Here is a 17,350-nt window from a genome sequence, read left to right as displayed (position 1 = left end):
CTCCTTAATTACACATCTACAATATCATATCCAGCAGCCTTAGTTAATCTATTCATTATTGCCACTCCAACACCCTTTTCCTCAAAACCTTGACATAAAATATATTTTACCCCCATGTCATCACATTTTCTTAATGCTTCAAAAAGATGTTTCGCAATTTGACTTAAATCTTTTTCACTACCTAATGATATAACATTGCCTTTATCAAATTTATCTAAATTTTCATCTGTAGTTAATATAGCTACATCGTTATTTTTTTCTATATAATTTTCTAACATTTCTTTAATAATTTCAATAGTTTTTTCGTTTTTACCCCTAATTATTTTTAAATTTGCCTTTGGAGCATAATGCCTATACTTCATTCCCGGTGCCTTTGGCTTTAAATTTTCATTTGGCTTTGACTTTAATGCTTCATCTATATCAATATTTGAATCTATTTCTCTAAGCATTTCTAAAGTTATTCCTCCTGGTCTTAATATCATCGGAGGATTAACAGTACAATCAATAATAGTAGATTCAACTCCAATGTCACTACTTTCCCCACCAATTATATACTCAACTCTACCATTTAAATCCTCTACACATCTCTCTACTTCTGTAGGGCTTGGTCTCCCTGATATATTAGCAGATGGTGCTGCAATTGGTTTTTCTGAAAGTTCTATAAGCTTAAGTGCTATTTCAGAGTTTGGCATTCTTATACCAATAGTATTAAGATTTGCACTTGTAACATTAGGTATAATATCTTTTTTTTCTAAAATTATAGTTAGTGGACCTGGCCAAAATTTATTAATTAATTTTTCAGCTACTTCAGGAACTTTTTTTACTAATCCAGAAACATCCTTAGAACTAACATGAACAATCAATGGATTATCTTGTGGCCTTCCCTTAGCAACAAATATTTTTTTTACAGAATTTTCATTTAAGGCGTTTGCTCCTAATCCATATACTGTTTCTGTAGGAAATGCTACTATTCCTCCATTTTTTATAACTTGTGCCGCTTCTTCTATAAACTTAATATCCTTTTTTATATCTTTAATTATGGCAACCTTAGTTTCCATAAGGAATTACCCTCTTTCTATAAATTTCTTTTAAGCATCTTAATAATTATATATTAATATTATTGCCTATTTAAAAAGCCCTACATTAAAATAATGCAAGGCTTTTAAATTTATTATATTGAATCAGTATTTCCCATAGCTTGCATTTTTTCTGCTTGGTCTGCTGTAATTAAAGCATTAATTACTTCTTCAATGTCACCATTCATAAAACTATCTAGTTTATATAATGTTAATCCAATTCTATGGTCTGTAACTCTTCCTTGAGGATAGTTATAAGTTCTTATTCTTTCACTTCTATCTCCAGTACCAACTTGGCTCTTTCTATCTTCTGCAATTCCTGCTAATCTTTCAGCTTCAGCAACTTCATAAAGTCTAGCTCTTAATACTTTCATAGCCTTTTCTTTATTTTTAAGTTGTGACTTTTCATCTTGACATGCAACAACTGTTCCTGTCGGTATATGTGTTATTCTAACAGCTGAATCTGTTGTATTAACGCATTGTCCTCCATTACCTGAAGATCTATAAACATCAATTCTTAAATCTTTATCATTGATTTCTATTTCAACATCATCAACTTCTGGTAAAACCGCAACTGTAGCTGTAGAGGTATGTATTCTACCTGAACTTTCTGTATCTGGTACCCTTTGTACTCTATGTACACCACTTTCGTACTTAAGTTTTGAAAATGCTCCATTACCCTTAATCATAAATACAACTTCTTTAAATCCACCAAGGTCATTTTCATTTGAACTCATCATTTCAACTGACCATCTTTGAGATTCTGCATATCTTGTGTACATTCTGAAAAGATTTGCTGCAAATAATGCTGCTTCATCTCCACCAGCTCCACCTCTAATTTCTACAAATACGTTTTTATCATCATTAGGATCCTTTGGTAATAATAAAATTTGTATTTTATTTTCTAATTCTTCTTCTTGTTCTTTAAGAGTTGAAATTTCTTCAGATAACATTTCTCTCATTTCTTTATCTGTTTCTTCTTCTAACATTTCTTTGTTAGCTTCTAAATCTTCAACTACCTTTTTATATTCTCTATATGCTGTTACTATTATTTCTAAGTCAGCATGTTCCTTACATAGCTTTCTCCACTCTTTTTGATTAGCCATTATTGAAGGATCAGATATTTTAACTGATAGTTCTTCGTATTTATTTTCCGTAAATGCTAATTTATCTAATAACATAGTATCACTCCGTACTGTATTTTTTCATATTGACACATTATAACACAATAATTAGGATTTTATCAAGTTTTAACAAAGACATAATCCTTTTCTAAATTTCTCCAATAACCACTCTATCATGCCCTGCTAAATCCTTAATAACTCTTATATTTTTATATCCTTTTTCAACCATTAAGTCACTAACTTCTTTGCCTTGATCGTGTCCTATTTCAAAAGCTAATACTCCATTATCTTTTAAAATCTTATTACTGTCATCAATTATTTTTTTATAAAAATATAATCCATCTTCTCCACCACTTAAAGCTGTATGAGGCTCATATTTTTTAACATCATCCATCAATGTTTCTATTACTTCATCTTTTATATATGGTGGATTAGAAACTAATATATCATATTTTTTATTCATGCTTATAGGTTCTTTTAATAAATCACTTTTTATAAAATTTGCTCTCGAATCTAAATTATGCTTTCTTATATTTTTTTTAGTTACCTTTTCTGGAATTTCATAATAATCAATTAAATCTACATTAGTATTTTCTTTTAAATATGCAATAGATATACCAATTGCACCACTTCCACAACATAAATCACAAATATCGTATTTTCTTTCATTCTTAATAAATTTTAATGTTTCTTCTACTAATATTTCAGTATCCCCTCGTGGAATAAGTACCCCTTCTTCAACTTGAAACTCCAATCCCATGAATTCAGCACTTTTTAATATATATTTAATAGGCATTTTATCTTTTCTTTGGTTTATTAGCTTATAAAATTCTTTTTCTTTAATTTTACTAACTTCCTCTTCCTTATTAGTAATTAAATAAAGTTTATCTTTACCTAACACTTTTCCTAATAATAGCTGAACATCTAATATATATGTATCTATATTAGCTTCTTTTAATATTTTATTTCCATCTATTAATAATTCCCCAATTGTTTTCTTATATTCAATTCCTTCTGCTGCCATTAAAGATTTTATAGCAACTTCTAATTGTTCATCATCAGGTTCCTTAGTCGTAAGCTCTTGTAACTTTAAACCTGGGTATGCAATAAATTTTCCCAATTTACTTTCAGTCCTTCCAAGCCATTTTATTAATTCGTAAGTAATACCAGCAACTAATGGCATAAGTACTATTCTTAATATAAGTCTTTGCCAAAATCCACCCCAACCAGTTAAGGTAAATAAAATAATACTAACAATCATAGTTAAAAATAAAAAATTTGTTCCACATCTAGGATGTAATCTTCCAAATTTTTTAACATTTTCTATCGTTAGTTTCTCTTCAGCTTCATAGCAAAATATCGTTTTGTGTTCTGCTCCATGATATTGAAATATTCTATATATATCATCTAGTTTACTTATGAAATACATATAAGTTATTAATATAGCTATTCTTATAGCTGATTCAATTAAATTTAATAATATTGGAGATAATCCTATACTTTTAAATATTGATGCTATAGCAGTGGGTATTCCTAAAAACAACCCTGCAGCAACAAAAAAAGATACCATCATAGTTAATGTAATTATTAAGTCATTAGCACCTTTATCTCCTAATTTATTTTTAAGCCAAGCATCAAATTTTGACTCTTCTTCATCTTCTTCAAAGAAACTAGCAGAATAATTTAATGTATTAATTCCGATTATTAAAGAGTCTATTAATGTAGCTGCGCCTCTAATTATAGGTATATTTAAAATTTTATATTTCTTTGTTATTGGGGTTGTTCTTTTAACCTTAACCTCTATTTCTCCACTAGGAGTTCTTACTGCAGTTGCTAATCCCTTAGCTCCCCTCATCATAACTCCTTCAATTATAGCTTGCCCCCCGACATCACATTTTCTCATAGCTTCCCTCTTCCATTTTATTTTTCATTTTTAAAATTAAAGTAGCAATGTCCACATAAAGATTCATATTCAACATTATCTACATTATCTATAGCAACCTGTTCACCTTCAAAAACAAACTTTTTATTTATTTTTCTTCCATTTAAAACAGCTTTTCGTCCACACTTACATATAGTTTTTAATTCTTCTATGCTATGGGCTAATAGTAAGAGTCTTGTACTTCCTTCAAAACCTTGCATTTTAAAATCAGTTCTAAGTCCATAACAAATAACTGGTATATCTAAAGAAACCGCAACTTCAAAAAGTTCATCTATTTGATGAGCTTTTAAAAATTGAACTTCATCAACTAATATGCAATTTATTTTATATTTATCTTTTTCCCAATTTTTAATTTCTTCAAATATATTTTGATCATCATTAATTAATAAATCAACCTTACGTTCAACACCTAATCTTGATACTAATTTATCTCCACCTTTTTTATCAGTTGAAGGCTTAATTAGCACTACCTTCATTCCACGTTCTTCATAATTATGGGCAACTTGCATAAGATTTGTGGATTTACCTGAATTCATAGCACCATATCTAAAATATAATTTACTCATAATGTTTTTCTTCTCCTTCTCCTTTGTGTCTCTTTCGATTATAGCATTTTAACATATAGTTAAAAAGAAATTTTTATTTCTTCATAATTTTACATAAAATTTTTAATATTGACTGAAATTTTTGCTTATGTTATAATTCAGTAGGTCATTGAATTAAGTTCAATGAATGTAATTTTGAAAGAGGTGAATTAAATGAAACAAGGCATACATCCAGAATACCATCACGATGCTGTGGTTAAGTGCGCATGTGGAAACACTTTCACAACTGGTTCAGTTAAAGAAGAATTAAAAGTTGATATATGTGCTAAATGCCACCCATTCTTCACTGGTAAGCAAAAAATCGTTGATATCGGCGGTAGAGTTGACAAGTTCAATAAGAAGTTCGGTCTTAACAAATAAGATTAAAGTTAGAATTTATGAGAAAGAATTATATTCTTTCTCATTTTTTCTTTTTCTTTAAAATTTTAAAAGAAACCATTAATAGATAGTAAATTTACAAATATTATACTTATCTATTAAAAAGTTTCTTTTATATATTATTTTTTGAATATATCATTTTTAGGAAAAACTTGAATAAATTCTTTATTATTCTTTGTTTTAGATAACATATTAATTAAGTTTTCTGTAACATTTTCAATGTTACCATCCTTATACATAACTTTTCTAATAGCAAATGCTACTTCCTTTTCCTCATCTGATAATAATAAATCTTCTTTTCTAGTTCCAGACTTGTAAATATCAATTGCTGGGAATATTCTTCTTTCTTGAAGCTTTCTATCTAAATGAACTTCCATGTTACCTGTTCCTTTAAACTCTTCAAAAATCATATCATCCATTCTTGAGCCAGTTTCAACTAAGGCTGTTGCTAAAATAGTTAAGCTTCCACCTTCCTCTATATTTCTTGCTGCTCCAAAGAATTTTTTAGGCATTATTAATGCTCCTGGATCTAATCCTCCTGATAAAGTTCTACCAGTAGGAGTTATTGTTAAATTATAAGCTCTTGATAATCTAGTTATACTATCTAATAATATAACTACATCTTTTCCTTGCTCTACCATTCTCTTTGCTCTTTCTAAAACCATTTGAGCTACTTTAGCATGATTTTGTGGTTCTTCATCAAAAGTAGAATAAATAACATCTCCATTTATAGATCTCTTCATATCAGTAACTTCTTCTGGTCTTTCATCTATTAATAAAACTATAAGCTTAATGTCCGGATGATTTTTACTAATATTTTGAGCAACTTTTTTAAGTAGTGTAGTTTTACCTGCTTTTGGTGGAGCTACTATAATTCCTCTTTGACCTTTTCCTATTGGACAAATTATATCCATTAATCTAGAAGATAAATCCTTTTCATTATCACTTTCTAAATGTAATCTTTCATTTGGATATATAGGGGTCAATGTTTCAAAATTTTTTCTTCCTATAGCTTTTTCTGGATTATCTCCATTTACCCTTTCTACGAATAATAAAGCTTTAAATTTTTCTCCCTCTTTAGCTTCTCTTACCTTTCCTTGGACCTCGTCACCAGTTCTTAAGTTAAATCTTCTTATTTGTGACGGAGATACATATATATCATTTTCTCCAGTTAAATAATTATTACATCTCAAAAATCCAAAGTTATTATTTTCTTGAACTTCTAATACCCCCTTAGAAGAACCTGATTCATTTATCATTACTTTTAATCTTTCTTTTTTTTCTTCCTTTTCCTCACTTGTCATAGAGTAGTTATCTCTATTGTCTTGATTATTTAAGTTAGAATTAATATTATTTTCTGTTTCTCTTATTTTAGGAGCTATTTTTTCTGTTAAAATTACTCCATCCTTTTCTATAGCATTAGGTGAAACCTTTACTAATTCATCAATTATTTCACTTTTCTTTAATTTACTTATATTTTTTATTCCAAGCTCCTTAGCCTTATTTTTTAAATCGACTAAAGTCATCTCAGCATATGTCTCTCTTGTCAAACTGACACCTCCAATAGTTTGTATGTTTAATTTGGAATAATATATAGACTAAACCTTAGGCTTGATATATTTGAAATGAACTATCAACTTAAAATAGATATATTTTAAGTATCTATAATTATGAACTAATAACACTTAAAATTCAATAGAAATTTATATTAATAATCTTATCAATTTTTTATAGTAATAAAATAAACTATATCTCATTAAAACTTTTAATTTAATAAGATATAGCTTTTCTTTTTATATAAAATTTTTATTAAAATTTTACTTTTATATAATGACTATTTTTCTTTGATTGCCGCCTTTATAAATGACTTAAATAATGGATGTGGATTATTAGGTCTTGACTTTAATTCTGGATGAAATTGAACAGCTACAAACCATGGATGATTTTCAATTTCTATAATTTCAACTAATCTTCCATCAGGACTCATACCTGTAACTTTCATACCAGCTTCATTTATTTCTTTTCTATATTCATTATTAAATTCATATCTATGTCTATGTCTTTCATAAATAAGTTCATTTAAATAACAATCATATGCATTTGAATTTTTATTTAGCTTACATGGATATATACCAAGTCTCATTGTTCCACCTAAATCTGCAATATTCTTTTGTTCTGGCATAATATCTATTACAGGATACATTGTTTCTTTATCAATTTCAGAACTATTTGCATCCTCATATCCTAATACATTTCTAGCAAATTCAATTACCGCAGTTTGCATCCCTAAACAAATTCCTAAAAATGGTATATTGTTTTCTCTTGCATATTTAATAGATTCTATCTTACCTTCTATTCCTCTATCTCCAAATCCACCAGGTACTAATATTCCATTAACATCTCCTAATATTTCGTTCACATTTTTTGATGTTATATAAGCTGCATTAACCCACTTTATTTCTACATTTATTCCATTAGCTAATCCACCATGATTTAACGCTTCAACTATGGATATATATGCATCATGTAATTCAATATACTTTCCTACTAAAGCTATTTTAACACTACCCTTTAAATTTTTTAATCTAGTAACCATATCAATCCATTCAGTATTATCAATATCTCTACAGCCTAATCCCAACTTTTCTACTACTAATCTATCTAATCCTTCTTTATAAAGCATTAATGGTACTTCATATAAATAATCAGAATCTATATTTTGAATTACACATTTACCTTCTACATTACAAAACAATCCTATTTTATATTTTAAATCCTCTGATATTTCTTTCTCCGATCTACAAACTATAATATCTGGTTGAATACCAATACTTCTTAACTCTTTAACAGAATGTTGTGTTGGTTTAGTTTTTAATTCACCTGACTTCCCTAAAAACGGAACTAATGTAACATGTATGAAACATACATTATCAATTCCAACATCATATTTTATTTGTCTTATAGCTTCAAGGAAAGGTAAAGACTCAATATCACCAACCGTTCCACCAATTTCAGTAATTACAATTTCAGCTTCTGTTTCTTTTGCAACCTTATAAACTCTATTTTTTATTTCATTTGTGATATGTGGTATAACTTGAACTGTCCCACCTAAATATTCTCCTCTTCTTTCTTTAGATATAACAGACCAATAAACCTTTCCAGATGTAATATTGCTATTTTTAGTTAAATTTTCATCTATAAATCTTTCATAATGTCCTAAATCTAAATCTGTTTCTGCTCCATCATCAGTTACAAAAACCTCTCCATGTTGATATGGACTCATTGTTCCTGGATCTACATTTAAATATGGATCAAATTTTTGTATACAAACCTTTAATCCCCTATTCTTTAATAATCGTCCCAATGATGCTGCTGTTATTCCTTTTCCTAAACCCGATACAACTCCACCTGTTACAAAAACATATTTAGTGTTCATTTTTACCCCCATATCAAACTTTATTTAACTTGCTTTTAAATTCTTCACATTTAATTCAATAAAATAAAATTTTAAAAATTAATATTATAACTACATAATTATTTATATTACTCACTTCTTTTTTAATACTATTTTTATTTAATTATTTTTATAAGGCTTTACTAAATTAAAAATATACGCTTTTAATAATTTTATTAATAAAAATTCTATAAAAAAGCTATATCATATTAAATCAAAAAATTTTAATATGATATAGCTCCTAAAATTTAATTTACATTTATTTTTATATCTAGTTCAGTAATTATTCCTTCTTGACCTTCAAGACCTAGAATATACTTAGAATAAATTTTACCACCATTTTCATTAATACTTATATTTAATTCTTCAGTATCAACATTTAAATTTAATATACCATATGGTGTTTTATATAAAGAAACAGCAACCTCTCCTTCTTTAAACTCCATATTTGTAGTTGTAGATCCAACTCTCTCTAATATCATCATATCATCTTTTATATTTAAAGTAGTAGTTGTTCCATCCATACCTGATATTTCTGATTCTTCATATATTGCTTTAAAACCTTGTTCATCAATAATAAATGTTCCTGGAGTTACCACTTCAATTACTTCATTAGCATCCAAATTTGATGTACTTTTTACAGATATAATAGCTCTCTTTTCCATTTTATCCCCCTATTTTATAGAAATCATATATTTCTCTAGTTCCTTATCACTTATAGGTTCTACAACTATAATGTTTTCTAGTTTTTGCCCGTATATTCCATATTTAACTTCAACTTGTGCTTCTTCTCTTCCCTTACTATATCTAGCTGCAATTCTAGCTGCTAAATGTATATCATTTTCTGTTCCTTTTTCTTCTAATAACACAAGTGCTCCAGAAAATTTAATTGTATGGAATGAATAATATTCTTTATGTATAAGTGATTTAATAGCATCTCCCTCTTCTTGAGTTCTTGCAACTATTATTTTATTATTATCTTCAGTTCTAAAATGTCTTCCATATCTTAAAAGACTTAATTCATCTTCATTTACTTCTTCTTTAAAACTTAAAAGATCCTTTAATCTTAATGCATAATTAGGTTCTGTTAACTTACATCCCCCAGCTGGTGATGGATATTCAGTTATTCCCCATTTTGCAGCTAATTCCATTTGTGGCTTTCTACTTCTGCCTGTTATGTTTAATAATTTTTCCCTATTAACTAAACCGCTTAATTCCATTTCTGTAGGTTCCATATTTTTTGCACATAATGGTCTTAAAATTTTATTAGCAAACCCTGATTCTTTCTTTACTATATTTAAAGCTTGCTTATTTTGAGACATAGGACGTTGATTTAATACTTCACCTGTAATAATAAAATCTGCATTATGTTCCTCTAATAATTTTCCTGCATAGTTCATCATCATTGCATGACAATCTATGCAAGGATTCATATTTTTTCCTCTACCGTGTTTAGGATTTTTCACAAGCTCTAAATGTTCTGGTGAAAAATCCACTACTAATAATGGTATATCTATTTGTTTCGTCATTTTTATAGCACTTTCCTCGCTAAAGAAATACGATCTAAAACAAATTCCTAATACATCTATCCCTTGCTCCTTTATTAATTTTGCTGCTAAAATACTATCTAGCCCTCCTGAAATCATAGCTAATGCTTTTGCCATACTTTTATCCTCCTAATTAATCAAACATGTTTTCTACAGCTTCTACCACCTTAAACTTAAATTTAATTTCACTGTTAACATTATTTGATTCATCATTTTTTTCTTTATATTCATTTGTTATATTATAATTTTTAGATTCTATATTTGCAATCTCATCTTTTAAATTAGTAGAATCTACTGAATTTTTACTTTCATCAACAAAGCATAATGATGGAAACATAACACACCACCAATTTTGCCCCTTTCCCTCTCCAATTATGACCCTAAAAGCTTCATAATTTCCTTGTGGGAAAACACAATCTCCATAAACTTTATCTGGAAAATTTTCATAAGATAACATTGTATTTACTTCATAAGTATAATTATTTTCTTCAATAACTTCTTTTGCAATCTTATTAACATATTCAATGTTTTTTTCTAATTCAATTTCTGCCTCTTCTAATGAAGTTACTCCACTTAATTTTCCACTTAATGCCTCAACAACCCTATCTCTAACCTTTAATTTAAGATTTTGATCCTCTTCTGTGTCACTATTTGCTATAACATGAAATCTTATAAGCTTGTCCTTAATTTCATTGTAATTTAATGTTGTTAATTCTAAACTATTTTCATTAAAATTATTCTCACTAACTTGACATCCATTTAAAACAAAAATTATTAAAAATAAAGATAAGATAAAATAAATATACTTTTTCATAAACATAACCCCTTTCTAGCTTTAAGTATTGACATTTTAAAGGGGTTTATTCATTTATATTTAATTTTTATTTAAATAGTTCTAGTTAAAAATACTTCCTTATAATTTTCCTTCATTTTCTCATAACATCTTTGAGCTTTTAACATATCATCAAAAAATGCAAAAACACTTGGGCCACTTCCGCTCATCATTGCACCTAATGCACCATATCTATACATATCTTCTTTTATTTTTATTAATATGTTGTGCTTTCTTAAAGTTACATTTTCTAATAAATTTTTCATGTTATTTGCAACATAATACAAATCATCATTTTCCATAGCTTCCATTAAACTTTCAGTTTTAGGATGCACCCTAACTCTCTCTAAATTAAAAGTTTTATATACTTCTTTAGTTGAAACTCCAAAGCTAGGCTTTACTAAAACTAATATTTTATCTTTAAAAGGTTTTAAAGTAGTTAATTTTTCTCCAATTCCTTCACAAAGAGCCGTACCTCCATTAATACAATATGGAATATCTGCACCTAATTTTAATCCAATATTCATTAATTCTTCATCTGACGCATTTACATCAAAAATCCTATTCATAAGCTTTAAAACAGCTGCTGCATCAGTACTTCCCCCAGCTAATCCCGCAGACACTGGAATATTTTTTGTAATATCAATATAAACTCCTTCTTCAATGTTATATATTTCCTTAAACAAACTTGCAGCTTTATAAGCTAAATTTTTTGAGTCAGTAGGAACGTAATTTTTATTACAACTTATTGTTATACCTTCCTTTTGTTTTTCTATTGATATTTCATCATACAAATCTATATTTTGCATTATCATTCTTAACAAATGATATCCATCATTTTCTCTTTTCCCTACTATATCTAAAGAAATATTAATTTTTGCATAAGCCTTTATCTTCATATATTCAAATCCTTTCAATGGAAAATGCATACTTTTAAATTAAAGTTCAGAGTATTGAACCCTGAACTTTACAAGTAATATTATATATATTATTTTTCTTATAGTAAATATATCATTGCTGCATTCTTTAATTTGAATTAACAACATTTCCTAAATTTGTATCATCTTCTTGAATTGATTCTATAAACTCAACTAGCGGTTTGAATTTTTCAAAAAATACAATTATAATATCTCCTCTTGAAGCTTCATTTAATGCTACTTTTAAAGCCTCAACCTCATTTAATATTATTTTTATATTTGCATTTTTATTTATTTCCAATATACCTTCTTTAATTAATTTAGGCACTTCCCCACTTTCCCTACCACGTCTATCCTTATCTTCTTTAATTATTATCTTATCAAGATATTTAGCACTTATATTTCCTACTTCTTTAGCTACATAATCATTTCTATCACAAGGAATACCAATTATTCCTGTAATCTTTCCCTTACCAATAGATTTTAATGTTGGTAAAACCTTTTTATATCCTTCTATATTATGACCATAATCTAATACAACCTTTATTCCATTATAATCATAGATATTAAATCTTCCTAAGTTATCTTCTAAGTTAAAATTTTTTAATCCTATTTTTATCATACTATAATCAATTTCCATAGCTACTAATGCAGCACAAGCCGCCATTGCATTTTCTACATTAAATTCTAATGTTCCATTTAACGTTATAGGAATATCATTAATATTGACTACCTTATATTCTCTTCCTCTATTATTAACATATATATAATTATCTTTTATATATATAGCTGTCTTTTTTTTGTTTATATTTTCTTTTATCAACTCATTGTTAAAATCAGAAGAATAATAAATTATATTTGAATTTATTCTATTAATAATTTCTTTGCTCCACTTATCATCAGCATTAATAATTACATTTCCATCCTTCTTAACTGCTTCTGCAACTAATGATTTTACTTTACAAAGCTCTTCCATAGAATTTATATTGTCTATTCCTAAATGATCATCAGTAATATTAGTTATCACTGCAACATCTGCCAAATCATAAGCCAATCCTTTTTTTATAATTCCGCCCCTTGCAGTTTCTAAAACTGCAATATCTACATCCTTATTGAACAATATACATTTAGCACTTTCAAAACCTGTATCATCACCAACATCAATACATTTTCCATTTATATATATTCCATCAGTGCTTGTCATACCTACACAATATCCCATTCTTGATAATGTGCTATTTATTATTCTAGTGGTTGTTGTCTTACCATTTGTCCCAGTAATCGCAACGACAGGTATATTTTTAGGATTATTATTATACATTAAATTTATAATATGACTTCCAATATTTCTTCTTATACCTTCAGATGGATATGAATGCATTCTCAAACCTGGTGCAGCATTAACTTCAATTATAGCACCATCATTCATTAATGATTTAGTAATATCCGTTGTACAAACATCAACTCCACATATATCAAGTCCTATAGCCTTTGCTGCTCTTATACATATTTCTTTATTTTCTTCTGAAATAACATCTGTATAATCTATAGCTAATCCACCTGTAGATAAATTTGAATTTTGTCTTAAAAATAATTTTTCCCCACTCTTTAATACAGAACTTAAATCATAATTACTCTTACTTAAGTTACGTTCTAATTCGTTATCAAATTTCACCTTAGTTAATGGTTTCTCGTGATCTTCTCCCCTAAGCTCATCATTATTTAGCTCATCAATTAGTTCTTTAACACTCTTTTCTCCATCTCCAACTATAAAGGGAGGAACTCTCTTTGAAACTGCTACAACTTTATCTCCAACTATGCAAACTCTGTAGTCATCTCCCTCGTAATATTTCTCAATCAATATATCCTTAAAATCCTCTGTTAATCTTTTATAGTACTTTAGTAATTCCTTTTCGGTAGTTATTTTTAATATAACCCCTCTGCCCTTACTTCCAAACTCTGGCTTTAAAACAACAGGGTATCCTATTTCTTCTGCAGTTTTTAATAAATCAATTACATTACTTACCTTTTTACCTATTGAAACAGGTAAATTTTGTATGCTTAATAATTCTTTAGTTAATAACTTATCACATGAAATATCAGCAGAAACACAACTCGTAGAATTAGTAATTGCAGATTCTATTATCCTTCCTTGTTTTCCATAACCAATTTGATAAAAGCCACTATTACCCATTTTTATAACTGGTAATCCAAGATTTTTAGCTGCATTACAAATTTCTAGTGCACTAGGTCCTATAGTTTCTTCTGGAATAATAGATTTAATTATATTCATCCTATCATTAAATCCAATTTTTTTATTATCTATTAATGAATTAATAATATCTACTGATAATTTTGCAACTTCAATTCCAACCTTAGGATACTCATATTGATATACAATTATATATTTATCACCCTCAACTTCTCTAGCTTTTCCATAAGCTACATCTATACCTAAAATATTTTGTATAGCAATAATAATGTGTTCACAAATATGAGCTAAGTATGTTCCTTCTTCTAACCTTTTTACAAATCCACCTTCTTCATCTATTCCACATCTATGAGTTTTAAGAATTGGAATCATTTTTACTAAGTTTTTATTGAAATCTTTAATATCTTTACTAGGTATCTCTGAATACCCCTCTAAGTCTACATCTAATTGTATACACTTTTTATGAGAATGTATATTCCTTCCATTATACACAATACTATTTATGATTTTCATAAAAATTATTATCCTCCTCAAACGGAACCTTATCTAATAAATTAAATCTATTTCCTTCTTTTAATACATGTATTTTTACATTAAATATACTAAGAATCTCATCACTGTATTGTTCTGATACATTGCTATAACTAATTGAACTTCCATCTATAAAGTATACAGCTCCCGATCCAATAACTTCTGCTGTGCCTTTATCACTTACTACTATTGCTGTATCTTCATCTATTCCTATTCCTAACACTTCAGGATTTTGAGCTATAGCAGTTAGTAATCTTCCTATTCTTCCTCTTTGAGCAAAATGTTGATCTATTATTATATTGTTTACTAATCCTAAACCTGGAGACATTTTTAAAGTACATTTATGTGGTGATTCATCATCTTCTCCTTCAACTATCATTGTGTCACTCATGACAGATGCACCAGCTGATGTCCCTGCAATTAATCCTCCATTAATGCAAAGATTCTTTATAGCATCATATACAGGAGTTCCCCCTATCATGCTAGTAATTCTTAGTTGATCTCCGCCAGTAAAGAATAATGAGCTTGCATCGTTTATTAAATCAATATTTTCTTTTTTAAAAGCCTCTTCTCTATTACTAATATCTAGCTTATCTATATTTTCAACTCCCAAATTAGAAAATATATTTTTATAGTTTTCATAACTTTTTTCTGGGTATTGTGTTGCTATGGTTGCTATTATTAATTTTTCATTTTTAGGATCTATATACTTTGCTACTCTTTTTAATATTTCCTTATCACCCTTTTTATCTTCGGCTCCTCCAATTATAATTAAATTACCACTTACTTTCTCGCTCAATTTATCACCTCAAATCAGATATTTCTTATTTTATCCAATAGTACAAAATATATTCAAAAATGATAAAAGGCTATTGCATACAATATTGCAATAGCCTTCATATTATTAAATATTATTAAAATTTACATTTTCCTGGTATAATTATCTTCTTACCTTCAATTAACGACTCTGGACCTTCTAATTCATTAATTTCTATTAGTGAATCCATTGTTGTATTATACTTTTTAGCCAAATCCCAAAGTGTATCACCTACATTAACAACATATATTGTCACTGATGCCTTTTTACATTCCTTTTCTTCATCACTTTCAATTATATCAACAATTAACTCTTTATTAACCTTATAACATACTTTAACTAATACAGATAGCGTTGCTCGTACTCCTATAGTATTAGCTTCAATAGTTGCATCTAAATTTTCCAAGTGAACCTTGCATAAAGCAACCATATCTGGTTTTGTTCCCTTTAAATCAATAACTGACGTAAATGGAATCTCACCATTACACATATCTGTTTTACAATCATCATCTGTTGTTTTATAAAGAACTAATGCTTTTATAATACCTTCAATTTTTATTTTATCATCCTCTATAACCTTATCTGTTATAACTGGAAAACCTGTAGCAGATATTATACAAGCAATTTTATCATTTTCATCTTTAGGATATAAATTATCCTTTACTATTAATTCAGATGTAACTATTCCGTGAACTAATCCTATTTCATAATTCTTTTTAGTTAATTCTATTGATTTCGTAGGTGAATAAGCATCTTTTATTACATCAATTATATCTTTAGATATTACTTTAATATTTCCCTTAATCATAAATTCAACATTTACAATTCTATTTTCACCTAAATCATCTGCATTTATTATGCTATCAAAATTTATTATATCTATTTGATGTGATGTAATCATTTCACTATTTACCCCAATAGCCTCTTCTTCCTTAGATAAATAAATGTCATCTTGTAATACAAATATGTCGTTTTCATCTTTTCCCTTGCATAATACTTCAATTTTACAATAGCAACCGAAATATATTTTTCCATCACCAAGTTTAACTTCTTTTTTGTGTAAATTCATGCAACATTTTAATATTTCATCTATTTCAGGCTTATCCATTGTAACCTTAAGCATTGATTTTCCCATCAGCTCTATATCTTTTTCGCATTTTATTTGGTTTATCTCTTCACTATTTCTTTTAACCTGTATATCTTCTCCGCCTTCAATTTCCTTAACAAACTCAAATTCTTCAACCTTATAAAGTTGCCATTTAGTTGTTCTTATTCCATCAATAGCAATCTTACGTTCATTCATAATACTAGCTTGAATATGTTCTATTACGCAATCGACTTCACAAATCACTTTATGTTCTTCATTATTAAGATCAAGATAGTCTGCGAACTTTTCTGATAAACTAACTGAATTTATACTAGTTACCTTACTTTCATCTTCTGATAAATACATAACAGAATAATTTATTTGACCTTCTACCATTATTTTATCTGCTAATGTTTCTTTATTTGTAATAGTAGCCTTAGCTTCTACTCCTAATATTTGATATACATCTGGATGAGAGTCTTTTATTAAATATTCACCCTTTAGTACATTGTTTGTAGAATTTTCTCTTAATAATTGTTCATTTTGAATACTTTCTTTAACAATATCTATCTGAGACATCATATCCCCCCCTATAGTATAACTACTATAATTTATATTCTCTAAATATATATTTATTCTAATAAGGCTTTAACTGTTCAACAATTTTTAAAAAATATATTCTCTAATTATTTTACTTTTATCACCTTCTATTCCATTTTAATTCATTCTTTTGTCGAATTTTAGACTTATTTATAAAAAAATTTTATTTTTTTTAAATAAAATGTTGACTTTATTATAAATATGTCGTATTATAAAGATGGTTATTGA

The 17,350-nt window shown here is 27.8% G+C and carries 14 protein-coding genes; 1 reads left to right on the top strand and 13 read right to left on the bottom strand.

From position 1 onward, the window contains the following. Positions 1-8 precede the first annotated feature (8 nt). The 4 genes from QZ321_RS11240 to QZ321_RS11225 all read right to left on the bottom strand — a co-directional run bounded on the left by QZ321_RS11240 (position 9) and on the right by QZ321_RS11225 (position 4,708). Positions 9-1,058, bottom strand: a complete 1,050-nt coding sequence (locus QZ321_RS11240; RefSeq protein ID WP_291748174.1) for an L-threonylcarbamoyladenylate synthase — start codon at positions 1,056-1,058, stop codon at positions 9-11. Between the two features lie 113 nt (positions 1,059-1,171). After that, positions 1,172-2,257, bottom strand: a complete 1,086-nt coding sequence (prfA, locus tag QZ321_RS11235) for a peptide chain release factor 1 (RefSeq protein ID WP_291740134.1) — start codon at positions 2,255-2,257, stop codon at positions 1,172-1,174. A gap of 91 nt (positions 2,258-2,348) precedes the next feature. After that, entirely contained in the window at positions 2,349-4,103 is a 1,755-nt protein-coding gene (prmC, locus tag QZ321_RS11230; protein WP_291748177.1) for a peptide chain release factor N(5)-glutamine methyltransferase, read from the bottom strand. 17 nt (positions 4,104-4,120) lie between these two features. Then, on the bottom strand, positions 4,121-4,708 hold the full coding sequence (locus tag QZ321_RS11225) for a thymidine kinase (RefSeq protein ID WP_291740130.1): 588 nt from the start codon (positions 4,706-4,708) through the stop codon (positions 4,121-4,123). Between the two features lie 192 nt (positions 4,709-4,900). On the opposite strand from QZ321_RS11225, the gene rpmE reads away from it, so the two are divergent. Beyond that, on the top strand, positions 4,901-5,107 hold the full coding sequence (rpmE, locus tag QZ321_RS11220; protein WP_005212373.1) for a 50S ribosomal protein L31: 207 nt from the start codon (positions 4,901-4,903) through the stop codon (positions 5,105-5,107). A gap of 137 nt (positions 5,108-5,244) precedes the next feature. Here the strand turns inward: rpmE and rho are convergent, their stop codons facing one another. The 9 genes from rho to QZ321_RS11175 form a co-directional block, all read right to left on the bottom strand. Further along, the gene (gene rho, locus QZ321_RS11215) at positions 5,245-6,675 is read right to left on the bottom strand and encodes a transcription termination factor Rho (RefSeq protein ID WP_291740128.1); all 1,431 of its coding nucleotides are present in this window, start codon (positions 6,673-6,675) and stop codon (positions 5,245-5,247) included. 284 nt (positions 6,676-6,959) lie between these two features. Beyond that, positions 6,960-8,561, bottom strand: coding sequence for a CTP synthase (locus QZ321_RS11210; RefSeq protein ID WP_291740126.1), 1,602 nt, complete (start codon positions 8,559-8,561; stop codon positions 6,960-6,962). Between the two features lie 266 nt (positions 8,562-8,827). Beyond that, positions 8,828-9,244 carry a DUF1934 domain-containing protein gene (locus QZ321_RS11205; protein WP_291748180.1) on the bottom strand — a complete coding sequence of 139 codons (417 nt, stop codon included), beginning with the start codon at positions 9,242-9,244 and terminating at the stop codon, positions 8,828-8,830. A 9-nt stretch (positions 9,245-9,253) separates the two neighbouring features. Then, a complete protein-coding gene (locus tag QZ321_RS11200; protein WP_291748182.1) occupies positions 9,254-10,243 on the bottom strand; it encodes a tRNA 4-thiouridine(8) synthase ThiI in 990 nt (329 codons plus the stop codon). 16 nt (positions 10,244-10,259) lie between these two features. Continuing rightward, complete coding sequence (gene spoIIR / locus QZ321_RS11195; RefSeq protein WP_291748184.1) at positions 10,260-10,940, bottom strand: stage II sporulation protein R; 681 nt, start codon at positions 10,938-10,940, stop codon at positions 10,260-10,262. 71 nt (positions 10,941-11,011) lie between these two features. Next, positions 11,012-11,857, bottom strand: a complete 846-nt coding sequence (gene ispE / locus QZ321_RS11190; protein ID WP_291748187.1) for a 4-(cytidine 5'-diphospho)-2-C-methyl-D-erythritol kinase — start codon at positions 11,855-11,857, stop codon at positions 11,012-11,014. Between the two features lie 127 nt (positions 11,858-11,984). Further along, positions 11,985-14,600: a cyanophycin synthetase gene (gene cphA / locus QZ321_RS11185; RefSeq protein WP_291748190.1), complete on the bottom strand. Its 2,616-nt coding sequence runs from the start codon at positions 14,598-14,600 to the stop codon at positions 11,985-11,987. After that, a complete protein-coding gene (locus tag QZ321_RS11180) occupies positions 14,584-15,417 on the bottom strand; it encodes a cyanophycinase (protein ID WP_291748192.1) in 834 nt (277 codons plus the stop codon). Before QZ321_RS11180 ends, cphA begins: the two co-directional genes overlap by 17 nt. 115 nt (positions 15,418-15,532) lie before the next feature. After that, the gene (locus QZ321_RS11175) at positions 15,533-17,101 is read right to left on the bottom strand and encodes an SPOCS domain-containing protein (protein WP_291748194.1); all 1,569 of its coding nucleotides are present in this window, start codon (positions 17,099-17,101) and stop codon (positions 15,533-15,535) included. Positions 17,102-17,350: the final 249 nt, after the last annotated feature.

It is taken from the genome of uncultured Clostridium sp. (assembly GCF_910588715.1).
In the GTDB taxonomy this organism is placed as follows: domain Bacteria; phylum Bacillota; class Clostridia; order Clostridiales; family Clostridiaceae; genus Clostridium.
The sequence above is the reverse complement of the archived record's forward strand: the minus strand, read 5'-3'. Positions and strand labels throughout refer to the sequence as shown.